Here is a 20,720-nt window from a genome sequence, read left to right on the forward strand (position 1 = left end):
GCGTTCGCCGACCCCAGTTCCTGGCCGGCATGCGCGACTGCGGCCCCATCACCCTGGGCATCTCCGCCTGGGGCGTGGTGGCCGGCGCCGCCATGGCCAAGAGCGGCATGGGCATCCCGCTGGCCATCCTCATGTCGGTGCTGGTCTCGGCAGGCTCCTCGCAGGTGGCGGCGCTGCCCCTGATCACCGGCGACGCGCCCATGTGGGTGGTGTGGGCCACCGTGGCTTGCGTCAACCTGCGCTTCCTGGTCTTCAGCTACCAGTACCGGCCCTACTTCGCGCACCTGCCGCGGCGCCGGCGCGTGATCCTCAGCTACTTCATGGGGGACACGATCTTCGCCATGTTCCTGCACCGCTACCCGGAGCCGCGGCCCGAACCGGGGCAGGTGGACTACTTCTGGGGCGCCGCGCTGGTGAACTACGGCGCCTGGCAGCTCGCCGTGCTCGCCGGCATCCTGGCCGGCGACGCGATTCCGCCCGGATGGGGCATCGCCTTCGCCGGCAGCATGGCGCTGCTGGCGCTGGCCTGCGGCCAGCTGCGCAGCCGCTCGACCTGGCTGGCGGCCTTCGTCGCCGCCTGCGCCGCCGTGGCCGCGTACGGGCTGCCGCTGCGCCTGAACATCGTGGTCGCGATCGCCGCGGCCGTGGCCGTCGGCGTGGTCGCCCAGCACGCGCGGCGCGGCAAGGAGGAGGGAGCGGCATGAGCCCGTTCGAGATCTTCCTCACCATCCTGGGCATGGCCGTCGTGACGCTGCTGTGCCGCGCCTTCTTCCTGCTGCCGGAAGAGGACCTGCCCATGCCGCGCTGGCTGAGCGAAGGCCTGCGCTACGCGCCGATCGCGGCGCTGATCGCGGTGGTCGCGCCCGAGATCCTCATGACGCAGGGGCACCTGGTGCAGACCTGGCGCGACGCGCGCATCTTCGGCGCCGCGGCGGGCCTGGCCTACTTCACCTGGCAGCGCGACCTGTTCGGCACGATCGTGGTGGGCACGGGGGTGATGCTGGCGCTGAAGTTCGGGGTGGGCTGGTAGCCGGCCCTCACCCCGGCCCTACCCAAGAACCTCTATAAGGGATAAGGGGTGTGGCGGTTCCTGCGCATAAGGGCGCGGCTGTGGTTGCGGGGGTGAGCTGCATGCCGTGCTTTCGTGCCAGCTTTGCCAACACACGCTGCTCGCTGATCGAGGCGCGCTGCTGGTAGCGTTGCAAGCCTTCTTCGACGTACTCGGCGCCATGGACCATGACGCGCCAGAACATGGCCGCGAGCTTGCGCGCCAGCGCCTTCAGTGCCACCAGGCCGCCGCGGCGGGCTTTGAGGCGGCGATAGAAGCCACCGAATGCACTGTCTTTGGTCTTGGTGACGCTGCGGGCCATGTCGCAGAAGATGTGGCCTACCCGGTTGAGTGGGCGCGCCTGGGACTTGCGACGTTTGCCGCTTTGGGCCGCACCGGGCGCCAAGCCGCTCCAGGAGGTGAAGTGAGCTGCAGAGGGCCACTGCGTCAGGTCCACGCCGGTTTCGCTGATGACGCGCAGCAGTGAGTGGTCGGCCAGCCCCGGGATGAGGGTCGGATCGACACCTGAGCACATGCTGACCAGCATGCCGTGCAGCCCGCTGATCCGTGGTGTGTTGGTGCCACCGGGCTTACGGCTGCCGGCCTGGACTCCAGCTTCGGGAGGGCCGCCTGCATCGTGCAGCACCCGCTCGATTGCGCCATCGCACTCGGCAATCTGCTGCTGGTAAAAGTCCCAGCCGGCCAGCGCATGCCTGAGCGCAAAGAGGTGCTCAGCCTGCCATGTTCCGCGAAGGGACTCGACCACCCGCTCGGCTTTGGATTTGCGGATCTGCACATCGCACAGCTGCAGCAGCGCCTGAGGGTCTCGCTGGCCCTCCAGGATGGCTCGGATGACCCGCATCCCACTTGCCCCGGTGACATCAGCGATGACGTCGTGGAACTTTATGTTCATGCGCTCAAGCGCTTTCTGCATGTGCTGCACGTGCGTGGCTGCCATGCGCGTGTGGTCCTCCCGCAGCCGCATGTAGTCTTGCAGTTGCCGGATCTGCGCCGAAGGCACGAAGCCCGAGCTCAGCAGCCCATGCGCGTGCAGCGTCGCAATCCACTGGCAATCGGCCATGTCCGTCTTGCGCCCCGGCACGTTGCGCACATGGCGGCCATTGACCACCAGGACTTCGATTCCCGTGTCGGTCAGCGCGGCATACAGGCACATCCAATAGACACCCGTGGCCTCCATCGCGACGGAGCGAACTCCTTCATCACGCAGCCACTGCACCAGTGCGCCAATATCGCGTGTCATGGTGCCAAACACGCGCGGCTGGTCGCCTCCGATCGACACGTGCAGATGTTCGCTGCCCACGTCGATGCCGGTGGCTTTGGGGTCCAGAACGGGCAAAGCTTTCATCGTCGCTCCTGTGGCATGACGCCCGGCAGCGGCGAGCTCGGCGAACTCAGATCGGTCAAACCTACCCAGCGGGAAGCAAAGCTCACCAAACAAGTCGATTGCCGTTCGCCGAAACCAGTCTCTCCCACGGGCAGTCAGCGCCACAGGGTAAGGCGGCCACACTGCTCGCCGCGTCGCGAGCCCCTTCAATCTAGGCTAGACCGGTTCTGGGGCGCAAGTCGGCAGGTGCGCCTGCATCAGGCTCTCCCGCGAGCGACAGAGGGAGCAGGTCAGGCGCCGTGGCACTTCTTGTATTTCTTGCCGCTGCCGCAGGGGCACGGGTCGTTGCGGCCGGGTTCCTCCGGCTTGCGGACCGGATCGATGCGCGGGCCCAGCGAGCGCGCGACCTGCCGCAGTTCGTACACGGCCCAGATCGCCGAGCCCACCGCGTCGAGCCGTTCGTTGCTGACGCTGGGCGGGCCGTCCTCGCTGTACATGGAGACCGCCGGTTCGCCGGGGTCGCCCTCGGTCAGCGCGACGATGTCCTGCAGCGCGTTGTCCATCATCTCCGCCACCTCGCGGTCGCGCGGCAGCTCCCACTCTTCCGGCCAGGTCTCCACGGCGTACATGAAACCCAGCGCCCACACCTGCGCATAGGCCGGCAGGTTGTCCAGGTCGCCCTCGAAGCGCTCCTCCGGCGGCAGCGCCAGGATGGCGCCGCGCGTGTCCATCGCTTCCGGGTGGTAGGTGCGCTCGTCCTCCAGCACTTCGACCGGCTGGTCGAGCGCCGTGGCAATCTCCTGCCAGCGGCGGCGCCAGCGCCAGACGAACTCCATGTGCTCCATGGGCCGGAAGGCCTCGCCCAGCAGCACGGGCCAGTACTCCTCGGGCGGCACCTCGCGGCGCATGCACAGCAGCGCGGCGAGGAAGCCCTCGCAGAACTCCCACTGAGGGATCTCCTCGTCCTGCTCGCGCAGCAGGTCCAGCTCGTCGTCGAGCGCGTCGAAGTCTTCGGGAGCGAGGGGGCCGCTGGCGGCGGCGGTGGGGGCGGTCACGGTTCGATCCAGTTGCGGGGCAGGGCCGCGATTATGCGTTGCGCCGTCTTGCCGCTACCATCGGCCCCGCACCGCGTTGCGCAAGGAGGCCGGACATGCCCAGCAAGAACACCGTCTGCATCTGGTACGACGGCGCCGCCCTCGAGGCGGCCCGCTTCTATGCGCAGACCTTCCCCGACACCACGGTCGGCGCGGTCCACCGCTCGCCCGGGGACTACCCGTCGGGCAAGGAGGGCGATCCGCTGATCGTCGAGTTCACCGTGATGGGCATTCCCTGCGTCGGCCTGAACGGCGGTCCCGAGTTCAAGCACAACGAGGCCTTCTCCTTCCAGGTGCTGACCGACAGCCAGGAGGAGACCGACCGGCTGTGGAACGCGATCGTGCGCAACGGCGGCCAGGAGAGCGCCTGCGGCTGGTGCAAGGACAAGTGGGGCGTCTCGTGGCAGATCACGCCCCGCATGCTGGTCGAAGCCATCTCGGACCCGGACCGCGCCGCCGCGAAGCGGGTGTTCGAGGCGATGATGGACATGGGGAAGATCGACATCGCGAAGCTCGAGGCGGCCCGGCGCGGCTGAGCCGGCAGCCCCTCACCCCGGCCCTCTCCCCGGCGGGGAGAGGGAGAAAGTCACTCATGCCCTACGAGCTGCACTACTGGCCCACGATCCCCGGCCGCGGGGAGTTCGTGCGGCTCGCGCTGGAGGCGGCGGGCGCCGACTACGTGGACGTGGCGCGCGAGGAGGGCGGCATGGACGCGATGGCGCACTACCTCGAGTCACCCGAAGTGCGCCGCCCGCCGTTCGCCGCGCCCTTCCTCGTGGACGGCAAGCTCGTCGTCGCGCAGACCGCGGCGATCCTGCTGTACCTCGGCCCGCGGCTGGGCCTCGTGGGCAAGAGCGAGGCGGATGCGCTGTGGACGCACCAGATCCAGCTGACCCTCGCGGACTGCGTGACCGAGGTGCACGACACCCACCACCCGATCGCGAGCGGCCGGTACTACGAGGACCAGCGCGACGAGGCGCTGCGCCGCGCCGCCGATTTCCGCCGCGAGCGGCTCCCCAAGTTCATCGGTTGGTTCGAGGCCATCCTGCAGCGCAATCCGCGCAACGCGGGCGCGGCCGTGCCGCGGCTGGTCGGTGCACGCCTGAGCTATGCGGACCTGTCGCTGTTCCAGCTGGTCGCCGGCCTGCGCTACGCCTTCCCGAAGGCGGCGGGCCGCGTGCTGAAGAAGGCGCCGCTCGTGTGCGCGCTGCACGACGGCGTCGCCGCGCACCGGCGGCTGCGCGCCTACCTCGGAAGCGACCGCCGCATCGCGTTCAACCAGCAAGGCATCTTCCGCCAGTACCGCGAGCTCGACGCTTAGCGTCGCGGGGCTGCCGTAGGCGTTGCGAGCGGTAAATTTCCGCAGGTCGCCGCCTACAGGTGTAGGTGCGGTGAACTCCCGCGCGTAGGACGGCTCCGACCTCCTTCATGCAAACAAGGAGTTCCGTCCCCATGCGCAAGACCGGTGTCCTGGCGTTCCTCGCTTCCGCCCTTCTCGCTCCCTGCTTCGCCCATGCCGGCACGTTCGAGCAGGGCATGAACACGATGTGGGAAGCGCTGTGGCACCAGAGCGGCACCGCCACGCGCCTCGTCCGCTGGGAACAGGACCTGAAGGTCCGCCTCACCGGCGTCAACGCGCTCGGGCACCGGCCCGAGGTGCTGAAGGCGCTGAACGACGTGGCGGCGGAAACCGGCCGCAAGGTCATCGACGTGACCGACCAGCCCGGCGAGACGGCAAACGTGAGCATCGAGATCACGCCCGACACGGCGCTGAGCGACATGCAGCCCTGCGAGACGCGGCTGAACTTCCGCAGCGAGACCGCCATCGACTCCGTCACCATGCAGATGCGCGAGGGCGAGGTGTGGCGCTGCGCCTACCACGAGTCCATGCACGTGATGGGCGTGCGCGGCCACCCCGAGGGCGACACCGTGCTGAGCTACTTCGCGAAGACGGTGGACCACCTCACCCCGCTGGACCGCGCCATGCTGCGCGCCTGGTACTCCCCGCGCGTGCAGGGCGGCATGACGCCCTTCGAGGTGCTGCCGGTGCTGGCCGACCAGCTGGTCGCGACCATGCCCGACAAGGCGAAGGCGACGCAGGACCGCGACCGCTTCCTCGCCCGCACGGTGGCGCAGATGCAGGCGTTCGCCGAAGGGCAGGGCGACATCCCGATGATCATCAAGCGCAGCGGCAAGGCCACCGAGCAGGGCATCCGCTACGGCCGCATGGAGATGAGCTACTTCCTGTCCATCGCCTACCAGCGCGGCGCCTCCGTGGCGCGCGACGCGGCGCAGGCGGCGCAGTGGATGCAGCGCGCGGCCAGCATGGGCAGCCCGAGCGCAAGGGCGAGCCTGCAGGCGGCGGCCTGAGGCCGGCCGGGCCGCGCCCGGCGACAATCCTGCCCATGGACTCCAGCAAGCAATTCGATCTCGGGCTGGTGGGCCTGGGCGTGATGGGCGAGAACCTCGCCCTCAACCTGCATCGCAACGGCTTCGCCGTCACCGGCTACGACCTCGAAGCGCGCAAGCGCGACAGCTTCGCCGCGCGCACCGGCGCGGCCGCGCCGCGCTCGCCGCAGGAGCTGGTCGCCAGCCTGCGCGCCCCGCGCGTCCTCCTGCTCATGGTGCCCGCCGGCGCCGCCGTGGACGCGGTGCTGGCCGACCTGCGCCCGCTGCTGTCCGCGGGCGACATCGTCGTCGACGGCGGCAACACCCGCTTCACCGACACGGCGCGGCGCATCCAGGAGCTCACCGGCAGCGGCATCCTGTTCGTGGGCGCGGGCGTCAGCGGCGGCGAGGAGGGCGCGCTGCGCGGGCCTTCGATCATGCCCGGCGGCGACGCGCAGGCCTGGCCGCGCGTGAAGCCCATCCTGCAGGCAATCGCCGCCCGGGCCGAGGACGGCCAGCCCTGCTGCGAGTGGCTCGGCCCCGGCGCCTCGGGCCACTACGTGAAGATGGTCCACAACGGCATCGAGTACGCCGACATGCAGACGCTGTGCGAGGCCTACTTCCTGATGCAGCAGCTGCTCGGGCTGCAGCCCGCCGAGATGGCCAAGGTGTTCGCGGCCTGGAACGAGGGCGAGCTCTCCAGCTACCTCGTGGGCATCACGGCCGACATCCTCGGCCGCGTGGACCCCGAGACCGGCCAGCCGCTGGTGGACGCCATCGTCGACACCGCGGAGCAGAAGGGCACCGGCAAGTGGGCCAGCCAGGCGGCGCTGGACCTGGGTGTGACCGCGCCCACCGTCGCCGAGGCGGTGTTCGCGCGCGCGATCAGCGCCCTGCGCGGCGAGCGCGCCGCGGCAGCCGAAGTGCTGGCCGGTCCGCAAGTTCCCTTCGCGGGCGACGCCGGCGCCTTCGTCGAGAAGATCCGCCGGGCGCTGCTGGCCGCCAAGGTCTGCGCCTACGCGCAAGGCTTCCAGCTGCTGGCCGCGGCCGACAAGGAGTACGGCTGGGACCTGCCCTTCGGCACCATCGCGGGCCTGTGGCGCGCCGGGTGCATCATCCGGGCGCGCCTGCTGGACGACATCCGCCGCGCCTACGCGCGCGAGCCGAAACTGGCCAACCTGCTGCTGGACGCGGACTTCGCGCGCATGCTGGCGGACTCGCAGCAGGCGCTGCGCGAGGTGGTCGCGGCGGCGGCGCAGCACGGCGTGGCCGTTCCTGCCTTCATGAGCGCGCTGTCGTACTACGACGGCTACCGCGCGCGGCGGCTGCCGGCCAACCTGCTGCAGGCGCAGCGCGACTACTTCGGCGCGCACACCTACCAGCGGCTGGACCGGCCGGGCAAGTTCCACACCAAGTGGACGGAAACGCAGTGAGCGAGAATCGCGCGATGCACACCAGACAACTCGGCCCCTTCACCGTTTCGGCCATCGGCCTCGGCTGCATGAACCTGAGCCACGCGTACGGCGTGCCGCCCTCCGCGGAGCAGGGCGAGCGCGTCCTGCGCGCGGCGCTCGACGCGGGCGTGACGCTGTTCGACACGGCGGCGCTGTACGGCTTCGGCAAGAACGAGGAACTGGTGGGCCGCGTGCTCAAGCCGCACCGCCGCGAAATCACGCTGTGCAGCAAGGGCGGCCTCGCCGGCGTGCCGGACGCGGACGGCGTGCTCAAGCGCGTGATCGACGGCCGCCCGGAGACCCTGCGCCGCAACTGCGAGGACAGCCTGCGCCGCCTGCAGACGGACGTGATCGACCTCTACTACCTGCACCGCTGGGACAAGAAGGTGCCCATCGAGGAGAGCGTGGGCGCGATGAGCCGCCTGGTGGAGGAGGGCAAGGTGCGCACGCTGGGCCTGTCCGAAGTCTCGGCCGCCACGATCCGCAAGGCGCAGGCCGTGCATCCGATCACCGCGGTGCAGAACGAGTATTCGCTGTGGACGCGCAACCCGGAGATCGGCGCGCTGGCGGCCTGCCGCGAACTGGGCATCGCCTTCGTGGCCTTCAGCCCCGTGGCGCGCGGCTTCCTGTGCGATGCCGTGCACGACGTGTCGACGCTCGAACCCAAGGACATCCGCCGCACCATGCCGCGCTTCGAGGCGGCCAACCACGCGCAGAACCTCAAGCTGCTGCCGCCCTACAAGGCGCTGGCGCAGCGCGCGGGCTGCACGCCGGCGCAGCTCGCGCTGGCCTGGCTGCTGCACAAGGGGCAGGACATCATCCCGATCCCCGGCACCACGCGCGTGGAGCACCTGCAGGAAGACCTGGCCGCGGCGGACGTGCGGCTGGCGCCGGAACTGGTGGCGGACGTGGAGCGCCTGATCAACCAGCACACGGTGCAGGGCAACCGCTACAGCGCGCAGGCGCGCTCCGAGGTGGATTCGGAAGAGTTCGCCTGAGGCACTCCCCGCTCATGGGCGGCGCTCATGAGCATATGAGGACATTGTCGTTGGTGGCGGCGGGGGTCCTTGGGACAATCGGGAGATTCCCCGAGAGAAAGTCCCCATGAAGAAGATCCTCACCTTCGCCGTGGCGTTCGCCGCGGCCGGCCTGTCCTTCGCGGCGCAGCCGCTGCTCACGCCGGCCGAACTGAAGGCGCAGCTGGCCGAACCCAGCGTGCGCGTCATCGACATCCGCGACCCCAAGGCCTACGCGGCCCAGCACATCCCCGGCGCGCTGAACGCGCCCTACGGCAAGTGGCGCGGCCCCGCCACCAACCCGGGCGAGCTGCCCGAGCTGCCCAAGCTCACGGAGCTGGTGCGCTCGCTGGGCCTTTCGCCCGCGACCCATGCCGTCGTCGTCTCCAGCGGCGACAACGCCACCGACTTCGGCGCCGCCGCCCGCGTGTACTGGACGCTCAAGGTCCTGGGCCTGAAGGAGCTGTCGCTGCTCAATGGCGGCGTCAAGGCCTGGGCGCAGGCGAAGCTGCCGCAGGACAGCGTGGTCGCCAAGGTCGCGCCCAGCACCTATTCGCCGCAGATCGACCACAGCCTGATCGCGGGCCGCGACGAAGTCGCGCAGGACGTCGCCGGCGGCAAGACGGTGCTGGTCGACGCGCGTCCCGCGGCCTTCTTCCAGGGCGAGACGCGCCACGCGGCGGCCAAGCTGCCGGGCACCCTGCAGGGCGCGGTGAACGTGGAGTACAGCCGCTTCTTCGACGGCGAGCAGAGCGGCGTGCTCGTGCCCGAGAAGGTGCGCGCCGCCGCCAGCACGCTCGATGCGAAGAAGGACACCGTGGCCTTCTGCAACACCGGCCACTGGGCGGCGACCGACTGGTTCGCGCTGTCCGAAGTGGCGGGCCAGAAGAACGTGAAGATGTACCCCGGCTCGATGGTCGACTGGAGCCAGGACCCCAAGGGCCTGCCCATGGCCAACGTGCCCAACCGCGCCAAGCAGCTGTGGATCGACGCCAAGCTGTGGGCCGACCGAACCTTCAAGTAAGCGATGAAGCGCCTTCCCCTGGCGGCCGCTCTGGCCGCCTTTTTCATTCTGCTGGCCTGGAGCGTGTCCGTGCGCCAGGCCGTCCTGTTCCTCGTGGGCATCGGCATGGGTGCGGCGCTCGCCGGCGCGCGCTTCGGCTTCACCACCGGCTGGCGGCAGCTCGTCGAGCAGCGCGACCCGCGCGGCGTGTTCGGCCAGCTGCTGCTGCTGGGCCTGGCCGCGGCGCTCGCGATGCCGCTGCTCGGCCAGTTCGGCGAACTGCACGCGGCGCTCGGCCCGCCCAGCGTGAGCCTGCTCGTGGGCGCGCTGGTGTTCGGCCTGGCCATGCAGGTCGCCGACGGCTGCGGCTCCGGCACCCTCTACAAGGCCGGCCTGGGCGTGCCGCTGAACATGGGCATCCTGCCGCTGTTCGCGCTGGGCAGCTTCCTGGGCTCCGTCCACGTCGACAAGTGGCTGGCGCTGGGCGAATTGCGGCCCGTCGGCCTCGTGCAGTCCTGGGGCGTGGGCCCCGCGCTCGCCGCCACGCTGCTGGCGCTCGCCGCCATCGCCGTGCTCGTGCGGCTGTGGGTCGGCCCCGGCAAGCCGCTGTGGGACCGCCGCTGGATCTGGGGCGCCGTGGCGCTGGCCGCCTTGGCCACGCTGAACCTGCTGATCGCGGGCCAGCCCTGGGGCGTGGTCTACGGCTTCGGCCTCTGGGCCGCCAAGGGCGCGCAGGCGCTGGGCGTGTTCGATCCCTCGGGCAACGTGTTCTGGAGCCAGGCGGGCAACGCGCAGCTGCTGAAGCAGTCGGCGCTGCTGGACGTGACCTCGATCACCAACATCGGCCTGATGGGCGGGGCATTGTGGGTGTCGGCGCGCAAGCCGCCCACCGAGCGCACGCTCACGGGCAAGCAGTGGGCGGTGGGGCTGGTCGCCGGCTTCGTGATGGGCTACAGCTCGCGCCTGGCCTTCGGCTGCAACGTCGGCGCCATGCTCAGCGGTATCTCCACCGGCAGCATCCACGGCTGGATCTGGATGCCCATGGCCTTCCTCGGCACGCTGGTGGGCCTGCGGCTGCGGCGCCGCTTCGGCATCTGAGGGAGGGACCATGCAGCACAAGACCGTCCTCCGCTGGGCCTTCTGGGTCGTCCTCGTGGGCTTCCTCGCCTGGGACTTCGCCCGCTCGCCCGCCATCGACCTGCGCCAGGAACCGCCCCTCATCGCCGCCGGCTCCGGCCAGGTGGTGAGCGGCGGCCACTGCTCCGCCGCCCCCGAATAGCACGAGGCGCACACTTTCTGTTGCCCTGCGCATGCAGGAAAGTGCGGATATGAGCTCCCGCGGGCTGCCCCTAGAGTGGGCCCTCGTTGTTGATTGCGGCGCGGCCGCGGGAGAACCCGATGAACCGGAACATTGCACTGTTCGTGGCCGCCGCGGCGGCCTGTCTTTCGCTCGCTTCGGCTCCCGCACGGGCCGACATGCAGCCCTGGGAAAAGCAGCTCTACGAGGCGGCGAAGAAGGAAAAGCCCGTCACCGTCTACACGGCGCACTACAACACCGAGGAGGCCGCCAAGCTGTGCGCCGCCTTCGAGGCGAAGTACCCGGGACTCAAGTGCAACTTCGTGCGGACCACCGCGCAGGTGGCCTACCAGCGGCTGCAGCAGGACATCCAGGCCAACACCCCCGTGGCCTCGGTCTTCAGCAGCACCGACGTGAGCCATTTCCCGGCGCTCAAGGCCAAGGGCCTGCTGATGGAATACAAGCCGCACAACGTCGCCAACATGGTCGACTCGCTCAAGGCCTACAACGACAAGGACGGGCAGTACTGGGTCACGGCCGCGGCGCTCATGCTCGTGACCTACAACGAATCGGAAGTGAAGCCCGGCGAGGCGCCCAAGAACTGGACCGACCTGCTGGATCCCAAGTGGAAGGGCAAGGTCTCCATCGGCCACCCGGCCTACAGCGGCTACGTGGGCACCTGGGTCGTGCTGATGAACAAGCTCTACGGGTGGGACTACTTCACCAAGCTGGAGAAGAACCAGCCGCAGATCGGCCGCTCGGTGAACGACACGGTGACGATGCTCAACGCCAAGGAGCGCGTCGTGGCCGCGGGCCCGGAAGCGACCACGCTGCTCAGCCGTGACAAGGGCAACCCGCTCGCGGTGGTGTATCCCACCGACGGCGCGCTGCTGATGGTCTCGCCCAGCGGCATCCCGAAGAACGCGCCTTCGCCCAATGCCGGCAAGCTCTACATGGAGTTCCTGCTGTCCAAGGAAGCGGGCGAGGTGCAGGTCAAGACGCACTCGCTGGCCGTGATGAAGGGCGTCGCGCCCGCGCCCGGCGCCAAGCCGCTGGAGACCATCAAGGTCGTGCGGCCGACGGAGGAAGAGATCACCAAGGGCATCCCGGAACTGAAGGAGAAGTTCCGCGATACCTTCGGCATCTGACGCAAGCCCGCTTCCATGGCGTACGTGGAAACGACCCCGCTGCCGGAGGCGGCGGCGGGCGAGGGCTGGGCGCGGCGCTGGCGGCACTGGGACAAGAGCTCCTGGTTCTGGCTGCTGGCGATCGCCGTCCTGGTGTTCCTGGTGGTCAACCCGCTGCTGCGGCTGCTGGTCGCGAGCTTCCAGGATGAGAGCGGCGCGTTCTCGCTGGCCAACTACGCGGCGGCCTACGGCCGCTCGCGCAACATCGAGGCGCTGGGCAACTCGCTGACGCTGGGCCTGGGCTCCGGCGTTCTGTGCCTGCTGTTCGGCGTGCCGCTCGCCTGGGCGCTGTCGCGCACGGACATGCCGGCCAAGACGCTGGTGTGGATCGCGATCCTCGGCACCTTCATCATCCCGCCCTACCTCGGCGCCGTCGGCTGGATCCTGCTGGCCGGGCCGAACGCGGGCTGGCTGAACCGGATGTTCGAGGCGCTCACCGGCGCCGACGGCGGGCCGTTCAACGTCTACTCGATGCCGGGGCTGATCCTGGTGGTGGCGTGCTACAGCTTCCCCTACGTGTTCGTGCTCACGAAGTCGGCGCTGGACCTGATCTCCTCGGAGATGGAGGACGCCGCCAACATCCTGGGCGCGGGGAACCTGGTCACGACGCTGAAGATCACGCTGCCGCTGGTGCTGCCGGCGATCCTGGGCGCCTTCATCCTGGTGTTCCTGGAAGCCATCGCGCTGTTCGGCTCGCCGGCGCTGATCGCGCTGCCGGGGCGCTTCCAGGTGGTGACCACGCAGCTGTGGCAGTTCTTCGAGTTCCCGCCGCGGGTGGGCGTGGCGGCGGCCTACGCCATGCCGCTGCTGGTGATCACCATCCTGCTGTTCTGGGTGCAGCGGCGCATCACGCACCGCAAGGGCTACGTCTCCCTCACCGGCAAGGGCGGCGAGCGCCGGCCGGTGCCGCTGGGGCGGTGGAAGTGGGTGGCGCTGGGCTACTGCCTGTTCGTGACGACGCTGTCCTTCTTCATGCCGCTGGTGGTGATCTGCCAGGCCGCCTTCGCCAAGGCGTGGGGCCGCGGCTTCTCGCTGGACAACCTGACGCTGCGCAACGTGCACGCGATCCTGTTCGACAACAACCTGACGCGCACGGCCACCTGGCACACCTTCCTGTACGCGGGCACGGCCTCGCTGATCGCGATCACCCTGGCGCTCTCCATCGCGTACATCGTCAACCGGCAGCTGGTGAACCGGCACGTGTCGAGCGTGCTGTCCTTCCTCACCATGGCCCCCTTCGTGGTGCCGGGCATCGTGCTGGCGATCGGCTTCTACGCGGCGTACACGCGGCCGCCGCTGCTGCTGTACGGGACGGCCTGGATCCTGATCCTGGCCTACACCACGCGCTTCCTGCCCATCGCCTTCGTCAACAGCAACGCGGCGATCCGCAGCATCAACCCGGAGCTGGAAGAGGCGGTGCGCACGCTGGGCGGCTCGCGCCTGACGGCGATCCGGCACGTGGTGCTGCCGGTGCTGAAACGCAGCATGGCCGGCGCCTTCATCCTGGTGTTCATCCCGGCGACGCGCGAGCTGAGCACGGCCATCTTCCTCTACTCGATCAACACGCAGGTGCTCTCGGTGCTGCTGTTCGACAAGAGCGACGAGGGCAACTTCGAGATGCTGGCCTCGATCGGCCTGGTGCTGGTGGTGATCACGGTGGCGCTGATCCTGCTGGGCTTCCGGCTGATGGGGCGCGACTTCATGTTGAGGAGGAGTGTCGGGTGAGCCAACTCGTACTACGCAATGTCTCGCGCACCTTCGGCGCCTTCACCGCCGTCGACGGTCTGAACCTGTCGCTGCGCAACGGCGAGCTGGTGTCGCTGCTGGGGCCCTCCGGCTGCGGCAAGACCACCACGCTGCGCATGATCGCCGGCTTCATCACGCCGAGCGCGGGCACCATCGAGCTCGATGGGCAGGTGATCTCCTCGCCGCAATCGAGCCTGCCGCCGGAAAAGCGCAAGATGTCCATGATCTTCCAGAGCTACGCAATCTGGCCGAACATGACGGTGGAGGAGAACGTCGCCTTCGGCCTGAAGCTGCAGAAGGTGCCGGCGGCCGACGCGAAGAAGAAGGTGGACTCCATCCTGGACGTCGTGCAGCTGAAGGCGCTGCGCGACCGCTACCCGGCGGAGCTCAGTGGCGGGCAGCAGCAGCGCGTGGCGCTGGCCCGCGCCATCGTGGTCAACCCCGCGGTGCTGCTGCTGGACGAGCCGCTGTCCAACCTCGACGCCAACCTGCGCGAGGAGATGCGCTACGAGATCCGGCGCCTGCACGACGAGTTCAACATGACGATGGTCTACGTCACGCACGACCAGGCCGAGGCCATGGTCACGTCGGACCGCATCGCCGTGATGAACAAGGGGCGCATCGAGCAGCTCGACGCGCCCTTCGAGATCTACCGCAGCCCCAAGACCCGCTTCGTGGCCGGCTTCATCGGCCGGACCAACTTCCTCACGGGGTCGCGGCGCGACGACGCCGTGGATTTCGGCGGATTTTTCCTGCCCACGCGGGCGCTCGCCGCGGACGGCCAGCTGCCGCCGGAAGTGCAGGTCTCGATTCGGCCACAATGCATCCAGCTGCTGCGCGACAAGCCGGCCGAACGCGACCGGCACTGCTGCGTGGAGGCGAGCATCCAGCGCCGGTCCTACCTGGGGGAGTCCTGGGACTACCACATCCGGCTCGCGCCGGCGCTCGAACCGATCCGCGTGAGCGCGCGGCCGGGCGACGTGTTCGAGGTCGGCCAGACCATCTACGCCGAGATCGACACGTCGCAGATCACCGTACTGAACTGAGGAGACACTTTCCCCATGCCGCTTCCCCTGGAGGGCGTCCGCGTCCTGGACCTCACGAACGTGATGGCCGGCCCCTACTGCACCATGGTGCTGGGCGACCTGGGCGCCGAGGTGATCAAGCTGGAAAGCCTCGAGGGCGACAGCACCCGCAACTTCGAACCCAAGGTCAACGACGAGTCCTACTGCTTCGCGGTCCTGAACCGCAACAAGAAGAGCATCTCCGTCGACCTGAAGGCGCCCGGCGGCCGTGACATCGTGATGAAGCTGGCGGAGCGCAGCGACATCGTGGTGGAGAACTTCCGCCCCGGCGTGGTGAAGAAGCTGGGGCTCGACTACGAGAGCCTGAAGAAGGTCAACCCGTCCATCATCTACGCGTCCATGTCCGGCTTCGGCCAGACCGGCCCCTACGGGCACAAGGGCGGCTTCGACATCATCGCCCAGGGCATGTCCGGCATCATGATGATGACGGGCGAGCCGGGCGGGCGTCCGGCGAAGGTCGGCATCGCCATGAACGACATCGCCTGCGGCGTGACCACGCTGTACGGCATCCTCGGCGCCTTCATCGGCAAGCTGCGGCACGGCGAGGGGCAGTTCCTCGAGACCTCGCTGCTCGAGGCCGGGCTGGCCTGGAGCATCTGGGAGTTCGGCGCCTATTTCGGCAACGGCGAACTGCCCACGGCCACCGGCACGCGGCACCGTCGCTCGGCGCCCTACCAGGCCTTCCGTTCGAAGGACGGCTACGTGACGGTGGGCGCCAGCGGCGAGAAGCTCTGGCGCGCCTTCGTGACGCAGGTGGTCGGACAGCCCCAGTGGCTGGAGGACCCGCGCTTCGAGCGCGCGATGCTGCGGGTGAAGAACGCGGACGCGCTGCAGGAGCTGATCGAGGCGATCCTCGTCAAGGAGACGACCGCCCACTGGGTGGAGAAGCTCGACGCCGCGGGCGTGCCCGGCGGCCCCGTCTACACTTACGACCAGACGCTGGCCGACCCGCACGTGCAGCACCGCCGCATGGTGTACGACATCGATCACCCGAAGATCGGCCCGATGAAGACGCTGGGCCTGCCCGTGAAGTCCAGCGGCGACCTGACGAAGATCCGCAAGCCCGCGCCCCTGCACGGGCAGCACACCACCGAGGTCCTGCGCGCGCTGGGCTTCAGCGACGCACAGGTGCGCGGCCTGCTGGCCGAAGGCGTCGTCAAGGCACAGGAAGGAACCCCGGCATGATGCTCAAGACCGACAGGATGATCGCGCAGAAGGACGGCGCGATCGGCTGGATCACGTTCAACAACCCGGCGCGCCACAACGCCGTCTCGCTGCCCATGTGGCAGGGCCTGTACGACGCCGTCACCGACTACGCCCAGGATCCGGCGATCCGCGTGATCGTGCTCAAGGGCGCGGGCGAGAAGGCCTTCGTCTCGGGCGCCGACATCTCCGAGTTCGAGGAGAAGCGCTCCAACGCGGAGAACATCGCCGCCTACAACGAGGTCTCGCACGCCGCCACGATGGCGCTGCAGCACGTGAACAAGCCGACGATCGCGATGATCCGCGGCTACTGCGTTGGCGGCGGCGTCTCGGTGGCGCTGTCCTGCGACATGCGCATCGCGTCGGAAGGATCGACCTTCGCGGTGCCGGCGGCCAAGCTGGGCCTGGGCTACGAATTCGACGGCGTGCGCAAGCTGGTCGACGTGGTCGGCCCTTCGTTCGCCCGCGAGATCTTCTACACGGCCCGCCAGTTCACGGCGCAGGAAGCGGTCACCATGGGCCTGGTGAACCGGCTGGTGCCGGTGGACGGGCTGGAATCCTACGTGCGCGACTACGCGGCGACGATCGCGGGGAACGCGCCGTTGACCGTGGCGTCGATCAAGACGCTGGTGGCGCAGTGCCTGAAGGACGAGTCGGAGCGCGATGCGGCGCTGTGCAAGGAAGTGGTGGACCGCTGCTTCGCCAGCGCCGATTACGTGGAGGGCCGGCAGGCGTTCATGGAGAAGCGGAAGCCGAAGTTCACGGGGAAGTGAAGGTCGGTGGGGTTCGCTCCGCTCACCTTCCGCCGGCCTGCGGCCGTCGCCACCCTACGAATTCCGGGTGCCCCGTAGGGTGGCGCGGCTACGGCCGCGGAAGGTGAGCGAAGCGAACCCCACCGATTTTCCACTCCCGGCCCGTCACTCCGGCACCGCCTCCAACTCCGCCCGCGGCGCCTTCGCCCGCTCCCCGTGCACGATGTACAGCCCGGCCGCGAGCAGCAACGCGATCCCCGCCCACGCCACCGCATTCGGCACATCCCCCCACACCAGGTACCCGAGCACCAGCGCGAAAAGCAGCCCCGTGTACCGGAACGGCGCCACCACGCTCATCTCGCCCGCCCGCATGCTGACCGTCAGCAGGAAATAGCCGCCGCTCAGGAACACGCTGGCCGCCAGCAGCAGCGCGATCTCCCGCCACCGCACCGGCTGCCAGTCCGCGAACAGGCTCCACACACCCGCCAGCACCGTGACCGCGACGGCCGTGCTCAGGGTGATCAGCACCGAAGGAATGCCGCGGTCGATGGCGCGCGTCATCAGGTCGCGGCTGGCATGCAGCACCGTGCCGCCCAGGCACAGCAGCGACCAGGCGTTGAAGGCCGCGCCGCTGGGCTGCACGACCAGCAGCACGCCGGTGAAGCCGGTGGCGATCGCCACCCAGCGCGCGCCGCCCACCCGCTCGCCGAAGAAGACGATGGCGAACAGCGTGATGAACAGCGGCGTCGCCATGTTGATCGCCGTGGCGTTGCCGATCTGCATGTGGAACAGCGCCGTGAGGTAGGTCATGGTGGCGAACGCGTCGAACAGCGCCCGCACGACCACCTTGCGATCCAGCAGGCTGCCCAGTTGGCGCGTGGCGCCCAGCCCGTGCGAGATGGCCAGCAGCAGCACGGTGGCGAAGACGCCGCGCAGGAAGATCAGCTGCGGCGCCGGGAGCGTCTGGCTGACGTACTTGACGAGGCTGTCGTTGCTGACGAAGCAGGCCATGCCGGCCGAGAGGGCCAGGATGCCACGGCGGTTGGCCGCGCGCATCGCGTCGGAGGGGGAGGAGGTCATGCGAGCCGCGATCTTAGCGGCCGGCCTTTGACCTGCGTCAGTCCGGGCCGCCGCCTGCCTGCCCATACTGGCCGCTCGCAAGGAGACAGGCATGGACGACCAGCCCGCGATTTTCGGCACGACCCTCTTCGACGGCACCCAGGCGCGCAAGGGCTACGCCCTCAACCGCATGTGCTTTTCCTTCAACGGACAGGCCAACCGCGAGGCCTTCCGGGCCGACGAGGAAGCCTACATGCGCCGCTACGGCCTGACGGCCGTGCAGGCCGAGGCGATCCGCAAGCGCGACGTCGCGGGCCTGCTGGCCGCCGGCGGCAACATCTACTACCTCGCGAAGTTCGCCGGCATCCTGGGCCTGGACGTGCAGGACCTCGGCGCGCTGCAGACCGGCGTCAGCAAGGAGGAATTCAAGGCCCGCCTGGTGCGGCAGAACGGCCAACCCGCCGGCCTGGGCGCCTGAAGGAGCGGACCATGGCCCGGATCATCGGCGGACTCACCACCTCCCACGTGCCCGCGATCGGCGGCGCGATCGCCCGGGGGCTGCAGCAGGAGCCCTACTGGAAACCCTTCTTCGACGGCTTCCTGCCCGTGCACCGCTGGCTCGAGGACATGAAGCCGGACGTCGCCGTCGTCTTCTACAACGACCACGGGCTGAACTTCTTCCTCGACAAGATGCCGACCTTCGCCGTCGGCGCCGCGCCCGAGTACCGCAACGCGGACGAGGGCTGGGGCATCCCGACGCTGGCGCCCTTCCGGGGCGAGCAGGACCTCTCGTGGCACCTGATCGAGCACCTGGTCGCGCGCGAGTTCGACATCACCACCTGCCAGGAGATGCTGGTGGACCACGGCTTCGCGCTGCCCCTGAAGCTGTTCTGGCCGCAGGGGGCGCCCGTGGCGACTGTGCCGATCTGCATCAACACCGTGCAGTTCCCGCTGCCGAGCGCGCGCCGCTGCTACGCCCTGGGGCAGGCCGTGGGCGAGGCGATCGCCTCCTGGGACAGCGATCAAAAGGTGGTGGTGATCGGCACCGGCGGCCTGTCGCACCAGCTCGATGGCGCGCGGGCCGGCTTCATCAACAAGCCGTTCGACCTCAAGTTCATGGACAGCCTCGTGCACGACCCGGAGTGGGCGACGCAGTACAGCACGCATGAGCTGGTGGAGAAGACGGGCACGCAGGGCGTGGAACTGCTGATGTGGCTGGCCACGCGCGGGGCCGTGCCGGGCCCGGTGCGCAAGGTGCACACGAACTACCACATCCCCATCTCCAACACGGCCGCGGGCATGATGGCGCTGGAAGCGCTGGACTGAGCGCCGCGCTTGTGGGCGGGCGGGGGGCGGCGCATACTGGACGCGTCCATCTCACGAGAGGAGGACCGCATGAAGCATGCCGTGGAGCCCGCCGTCCCCGGGGCCCTGAGCGTATTCGAGACCTCCTGCGCCTACTGCGGCGCGCGCTTCCGCGTGCTGGCCACGCTGCAGGCGGACCTCTCCCGGCGCGAGGCGTACGACTGCCCCGAATGCGGCAAGAGCTACGCCACCGAAGCGCTCGGCGAACCGGAAGTCCAGCTGCTGCGCCCGCGCACGGACGGGAAGCAGGACCGGTACCAGGAGACGATGTTCTGAAGGGGCGGTCGGTGGGGTGCCTGAGGTTCGGCGTTCGCCTACGCCTCAGACTACGCGCTGCGCAAGCGCAGCGCTCGATCGCTTCGCTCACCGCCACCCTACGGAAAGACTGCGACTGGCACCCGTAGGGTGGCGCGGCGCAAGCCGCGGAAGGTGAGCGCAGCGAACCCCACCGAATCCGCACCCCGTAGGCTGGCGGTGAGCGCAGCGAACCCCAGCATCAACGCAGCCGCGCCGGCCCCAGCATCGCCTCCGTCAGCCCGAACGCCGCGATCCGCTCCGGCAGCGCCTCGCCGCGCGCGAGCGCGGCGCAAGCCTCCCCCATCGCCGGCGATGTCTGGATGCCATACCCCCCCTGCGCCGCCACCCAGAAGAACCCCGGCGCCGCCGGATCGAACCCGCCCACCAGGTCCCCATCGGCGACGAAGGAGCGCAGCCCGGCCCACGTGCGCGCCGGCCGGCGGATCTCCAGCGTCGTCATCTGCTGGATGCGGTCGATCGCGAGCGCGATGTCCAGTTCCTCCGGCTGCACGTCCTGCGGCGGCACCGGGTCGGCGTTGGCCGGCGAGCCGAGCAGCATGCCGGCGTCCTGCTTCACGTACCAGCTCTCGTCGGCGCTGATCAGGCAGGGCCAGTGCCGCGGGTCCGTGCCGGCGGGCGGCGCGAAGGTGAAGGCGGAGCGGCGCTTGGGCTGCAGGCCGATGGCGGGCACGCCCGCCAGCCCAGCGACCACGTCGCACCATGCGCCGGCGGCGTTGACGAGGACCGGGGCACGCCATTGGCCGGCGGGCGTCGTGACTTCCCATTGGCCGCCGACGCGTTCGATGCGCGTGGCTTCGGCGTCGCACACGACGGCGCCACCCGCGCGCTTCAGCCCGCGCAGGTAGCCCTGGTGGATCGCATGCACGTCCATGTCGCTGGCCTCGGGCTCCAGCACGGCGCCGATGACGCGCCCGGGACGCAGCACCGGCACGAGCTCCAATGCCTCGGCCGGTGTGAGCCGGCGCGCGTGCGGCGTCATCGAACGCAGCAGGTCCCAGTGCGACTCGAGTTCGTCCTCCTGGCCGGGCGCGGCCACCAGCAAACAGCCGCGCGGGGAGAGCAAGGGTGTTTCGGTGAACCCCGCCGGTGGGGCGTCGAAGAAGGCGCGGCTCGCGCGCGTCAGCGCCCGGACCTGCGGCGTGCCGTAGCTTTCCAGGAAGAGGGCGGCGGAGCGGCCGGTGGAGTGGTAGCCGGGCTGCGATTCGCGCTCCAGCAGCACGGTGCGGCCGTGCGGCGCGAGGAAGAAGCCGATGGAGGCGCCGGCGATGCCGCCGCCGAGGATGAGGAAGTCTGCGGGTTGCACGCGGGGATTCTAGGAGGGTGCCGCGCCTGCCCCTCACCCCGGCCCTCTCCCCGGAGG

General features: G+C 69.5%; 22 protein-coding genes. 18 read left to right on the forward strand and 4 right to left on the reverse strand.

The genetic code is table 11. The annotated features are described in order from the left end of the window. Positions 1–29 precede the first annotated feature (29 nt). Together ACY0MJ_RS14250 and ACY0MJ_RS14255 are read left to right on the forward strand one after the other, a co-directional pair. Positions 30–704, forward strand: coding sequence for an AzlC family ABC transporter permease (locus tag ACY0MJ_RS14250; RefSeq protein WP_462639139.1), 675 nt, complete (start codon positions 30–32; stop codon positions 702–704). Next, positions 701–1,030 (forward strand): AzlD domain-containing protein, encoded by a 330-nt coding sequence (locus ACY0MJ_RS14255; protein ID WP_462639140.1) that lies wholly within the window; start codon positions 701–703, stop codon positions 1,028–1,030. The genes ACY0MJ_RS14250 and ACY0MJ_RS14255 overlap by 4 nt, the downstream gene beginning before the upstream one ends. A 7-nt stretch (positions 1,031–1,037) precedes the next feature. Here the strand turns inward: ACY0MJ_RS14255 and ACY0MJ_RS14260 are convergent, their stop codons facing one another. Further along, complete coding sequence (locus tag ACY0MJ_RS14260) at positions 1,038–2,414, reverse strand: IS110 family RNA-guided transposase (protein WP_462639141.1); 1,377 nt, start codon at positions 2,412–2,414, stop codon at positions 1,038–1,040. A gap of 269 nt (positions 2,415–2,683) precedes the next feature. Next, entirely contained in the window at positions 2,684–3,448 is a 765-nt protein-coding gene (locus tag ACY0MJ_RS14265; RefSeq protein ID WP_462639142.1) for a YecA/YgfB family protein, read from the reverse strand. Between the two features lie 95 nt (positions 3,449–3,543). Between ACY0MJ_RS14265 and ACY0MJ_RS14270 the strand changes: the two genes are divergently transcribed. The 13 genes from ACY0MJ_RS14270 (at position 3,544) to ACY0MJ_RS14330 (ending at position 16,639) form a co-directional block, all read left to right on the forward strand. Beyond that, positions 3,544–4,023 (forward strand): VOC family protein, encoded by a 480-nt coding sequence (locus ACY0MJ_RS14270; RefSeq protein ID WP_462639143.1) that lies wholly within the window; start codon positions 3,544–3,546, stop codon positions 4,021–4,023. A gap of 56 nt (positions 4,024–4,079) precedes the next feature. Continuing rightward, positions 4,080–4,808: a glutathione S-transferase gene (locus tag ACY0MJ_RS14275; RefSeq protein WP_462639144.1), complete on the forward strand. Its 729-nt coding sequence runs from the start codon at positions 4,080–4,082 to the stop codon at positions 4,806–4,808. A 131-nt stretch (positions 4,809–4,939) separates the two neighbouring features. Then, positions 4,940–5,857, forward strand: coding sequence for a hypothetical protein (locus ACY0MJ_RS14280; RefSeq protein WP_462639145.1), 918 nt, complete (start codon positions 4,940–4,942; stop codon positions 5,855–5,857). Positions 5,858–5,892: 35 nt separating this feature from the next. Further along, positions 5,893–7,308 (forward strand): NADP-dependent phosphogluconate dehydrogenase, encoded by a 1,416-nt coding sequence (gene gndA / locus ACY0MJ_RS14285; protein ID WP_462639146.1) that lies wholly within the window; start codon positions 5,893–5,895, stop codon positions 7,306–7,308. A gap of 14 nt (positions 7,309–7,322) precedes the next feature. Continuing rightward, complete coding sequence (locus tag ACY0MJ_RS14290; protein ID WP_462639147.1) at positions 7,323–8,327, forward strand: aldo/keto reductase; 1,005 nt, start codon at positions 7,323–7,325, stop codon at positions 8,325–8,327. Between the two features lie 106 nt (positions 8,328–8,433). Next, positions 8,434–9,369 carry a sulfurtransferase gene (locus ACY0MJ_RS14295; protein WP_462639148.1) on the forward strand — a complete coding sequence of 312 codons (936 nt, stop codon included), beginning with the start codon at positions 8,434–8,436 and terminating at the stop codon, positions 9,367–9,369. A 3-nt stretch (positions 9,370–9,372) separates the two neighbouring features. Next, positions 9,373–10,446: a YeeE/YedE thiosulfate transporter family protein gene (locus ACY0MJ_RS14300; RefSeq protein WP_462639149.1), complete on the forward strand. Its 1,074-nt coding sequence runs from the start codon at positions 9,373–9,375 to the stop codon at positions 10,444–10,446. 10 nt (positions 10,447–10,456) lie between these two features. Further along, complete coding sequence (locus ACY0MJ_RS14305) at positions 10,457–10,627, forward strand: hypothetical protein (protein ID WP_462639150.1); 171 nt, start codon at positions 10,457–10,459, stop codon at positions 10,625–10,627. 119 nt (positions 10,628–10,746) lie between these two features. Continuing rightward, positions 10,747–11,793: an ABC transporter substrate-binding protein gene (locus ACY0MJ_RS14310; protein ID WP_462639151.1), complete on the forward strand. Its 1,047-nt coding sequence runs from the start codon at positions 10,747–10,749 to the stop codon at positions 11,791–11,793. A 15-nt stretch (positions 11,794–11,808) separates the two neighbouring features. Further along, the gene (locus ACY0MJ_RS14315) at positions 11,809–13,557 is read left to right on the forward strand and encodes an ABC transporter permease (RefSeq protein ID WP_462639152.1); all 1,749 of its coding nucleotides are present in this window, start codon (positions 11,809–11,811) and stop codon (positions 13,555–13,557) included. Further along, complete coding sequence (locus tag ACY0MJ_RS14320) at positions 13,554–14,624, forward strand: ABC transporter ATP-binding protein (protein WP_462639153.1); 1,071 nt, start codon at positions 13,554–13,556, stop codon at positions 14,622–14,624. Before ACY0MJ_RS14315 ends, ACY0MJ_RS14320 begins: the two co-directional genes overlap by 4 nt. 15 nt (positions 14,625–14,639) lie before the next feature. Further along, the gene (locus tag ACY0MJ_RS14325) at positions 14,640–15,848 is read left to right on the forward strand and encodes a CaiB/BaiF CoA transferase family protein (RefSeq protein ID WP_462639154.1); all 1,209 of its coding nucleotides are present in this window, start codon (positions 14,640–14,642) and stop codon (positions 15,846–15,848) included. Continuing rightward, complete coding sequence (locus ACY0MJ_RS14330; protein ID WP_462639155.1) at positions 15,845–16,639, forward strand: enoyl-CoA hydratase; 795 nt, start codon at positions 15,845–15,847, stop codon at positions 16,637–16,639. The genes ACY0MJ_RS14325 and ACY0MJ_RS14330 overlap by 4 nt, the downstream gene beginning before the upstream one ends. A gap of 144 nt (positions 16,640–16,783) precedes the next feature. On the opposite strand, the gene ACY0MJ_RS14335 is transcribed toward ACY0MJ_RS14330, so the two are convergent. Continuing rightward, positions 16,784–17,698 (reverse strand): DMT family transporter, encoded by a 915-nt coding sequence (locus ACY0MJ_RS14335; RefSeq protein ID WP_462639156.1) that lies wholly within the window; start codon positions 17,696–17,698, stop codon positions 16,784–16,786. Positions 17,699–17,789: 91 nt separating this feature from the next. Here ACY0MJ_RS14335 and ACY0MJ_RS14340 point away from each other — a divergent pair, with 91 nt between their 5' ends. From ACY0MJ_RS14340 to ACY0MJ_RS14350, 3 genes are all read left to right on the forward strand, one after another. Next, entirely contained in the window at positions 17,790–18,155 is a 366-nt protein-coding gene (locus ACY0MJ_RS14340; RefSeq protein WP_462639158.1) for a protocatechuate 4,5-dioxygenase subunit alpha, read from the forward strand. Positions 18,156–18,166: 11 nt separating this feature from the next. Continuing rightward, positions 18,167–19,003, forward strand: a complete 837-nt coding sequence (locus ACY0MJ_RS14345; RefSeq protein WP_462639159.1) for a class III extradiol dioxygenase family protein — start codon at positions 18,167–18,169, stop codon at positions 19,001–19,003. A 69-nt stretch (positions 19,004–19,072) separates the two neighbouring features. Next, positions 19,073–19,318, forward strand: coding sequence for a hypothetical protein (locus tag ACY0MJ_RS14350; RefSeq protein WP_462639160.1), 246 nt, complete (start codon positions 19,073–19,075; stop codon positions 19,316–19,318). A 220-nt stretch (positions 19,319–19,538) separates the two neighbouring features. Here ACY0MJ_RS14350 and ACY0MJ_RS14355 read toward each other — a convergent pair whose 3' ends face one another. Beyond that, on the reverse strand, positions 19,539–20,663 hold the full coding sequence (locus tag ACY0MJ_RS14355; protein WP_462639161.1) for an NAD(P)/FAD-dependent oxidoreductase: 1,125 nt from the start codon (positions 20,661–20,663) through the stop codon (positions 19,539–19,541). Positions 20,664–20,720 lie beyond the last annotated feature (57 nt).

The organism is Ramlibacter sp. bp-362 (genome assembly GCF_054956735.1).

Excerpts from the sequence above, each read along its gene's own strand:
- ACY0MJ_RS14250 (WP_462639139.1), top strand. The coding sequence starts at position 30 with ATGCGCGACTGCGGCCCCATCACCCTGGGCATCTCCGCCTGGGGCGTG.
- ACY0MJ_RS14255 (WP_462639140.1), top strand. The coding sequence starts at position 701 with ATGAGCCCGTTCGAGATCTTCCTCACCATCCTGGGCATGGCCGTCGTG.
- ACY0MJ_RS14260 (WP_462639141.1), bottom strand. The coding sequence starts at position 2,414 with ATGAAAGCTTTGCCCGTTCTGGACCCCAAAGCCACCGGCATCGACGTG.
- ACY0MJ_RS14270 (WP_462639143.1), top strand. The coding sequence starts at position 3,544 with ATGCCCAGCAAGAACACCGTCTGCATCTGGTACGACGGCGCCGCCCTC.
- ACY0MJ_RS14275 (WP_462639144.1), top strand. The coding sequence starts at position 4,080 with ATGCCCTACGAGCTGCACTACTGGCCCACGATCCCCGGCCGCGGGGAG.
- ACY0MJ_RS14280 (WP_462639145.1), top strand. The coding sequence starts at position 4,940 with ATGCGCAAGACCGGTGTCCTGGCGTTCCTCGCTTCCGCCCTTCTCGCT.
- gndA (WP_462639146.1), top strand. The coding sequence starts at position 5,893 with ATGGACTCCAGCAAGCAATTCGATCTCGGGCTGGTGGGCCTGGGCGTG.
- ACY0MJ_RS14290 (WP_462639147.1), top strand. The coding sequence starts at position 7,323 with ATGCACACCAGACAACTCGGCCCCTTCACCGTTTCGGCCATCGGCCTC.
- ACY0MJ_RS14295 (WP_462639148.1), top strand. The coding sequence starts at position 8,434 with ATGAAGAAGATCCTCACCTTCGCCGTGGCGTTCGCCGCGGCCGGCCTG.
- ACY0MJ_RS14300 (WP_462639149.1), top strand. The coding sequence starts at position 9,373 with ATGAAGCGCCTTCCCCTGGCGGCCGCTCTGGCCGCCTTTTTCATTCTG.
- ACY0MJ_RS14305 (WP_462639150.1), top strand. The coding sequence starts at position 10,457 with ATGCAGCACAAGACCGTCCTCCGCTGGGCCTTCTGGGTCGTCCTCGTG.
- ACY0MJ_RS14310 (WP_462639151.1), top strand. The coding sequence starts at position 10,747 with ATGAACCGGAACATTGCACTGTTCGTGGCCGCCGCGGCGGCCTGTCTT.
- ACY0MJ_RS14315 (WP_462639152.1), top strand. The coding sequence starts at position 11,809 with ATGGCGTACGTGGAAACGACCCCGCTGCCGGAGGCGGCGGCGGGCGAG.
- ACY0MJ_RS14325 (WP_462639154.1), top strand. The coding sequence starts at position 14,640 with ATGCCGCTTCCCCTGGAGGGCGTCCGCGTCCTGGACCTCACGAACGTG.
- ACY0MJ_RS14330 (WP_462639155.1), top strand. The coding sequence starts at position 15,845 with ATGATGCTCAAGACCGACAGGATGATCGCGCAGAAGGACGGCGCGATC.
- ACY0MJ_RS14335 (WP_462639156.1), bottom strand. The coding sequence starts at position 17,698 with ATGACCTCCTCCCCCTCCGACGCGATGCGCGCGGCCAACCGCCGTGGC.
- ACY0MJ_RS14340 (WP_462639158.1), top strand. The coding sequence starts at position 17,790 with ATGGACGACCAGCCCGCGATTTTCGGCACGACCCTCTTCGACGGCACC.
- ACY0MJ_RS14345 (WP_462639159.1), top strand. The coding sequence starts at position 18,167 with ATGGCCCGGATCATCGGCGGACTCACCACCTCCCACGTGCCCGCGATC.
- ACY0MJ_RS14350 (WP_462639160.1), top strand. The coding sequence starts at position 19,073 with ATGAAGCATGCCGTGGAGCCCGCCGTCCCCGGGGCCCTGAGCGTATTC.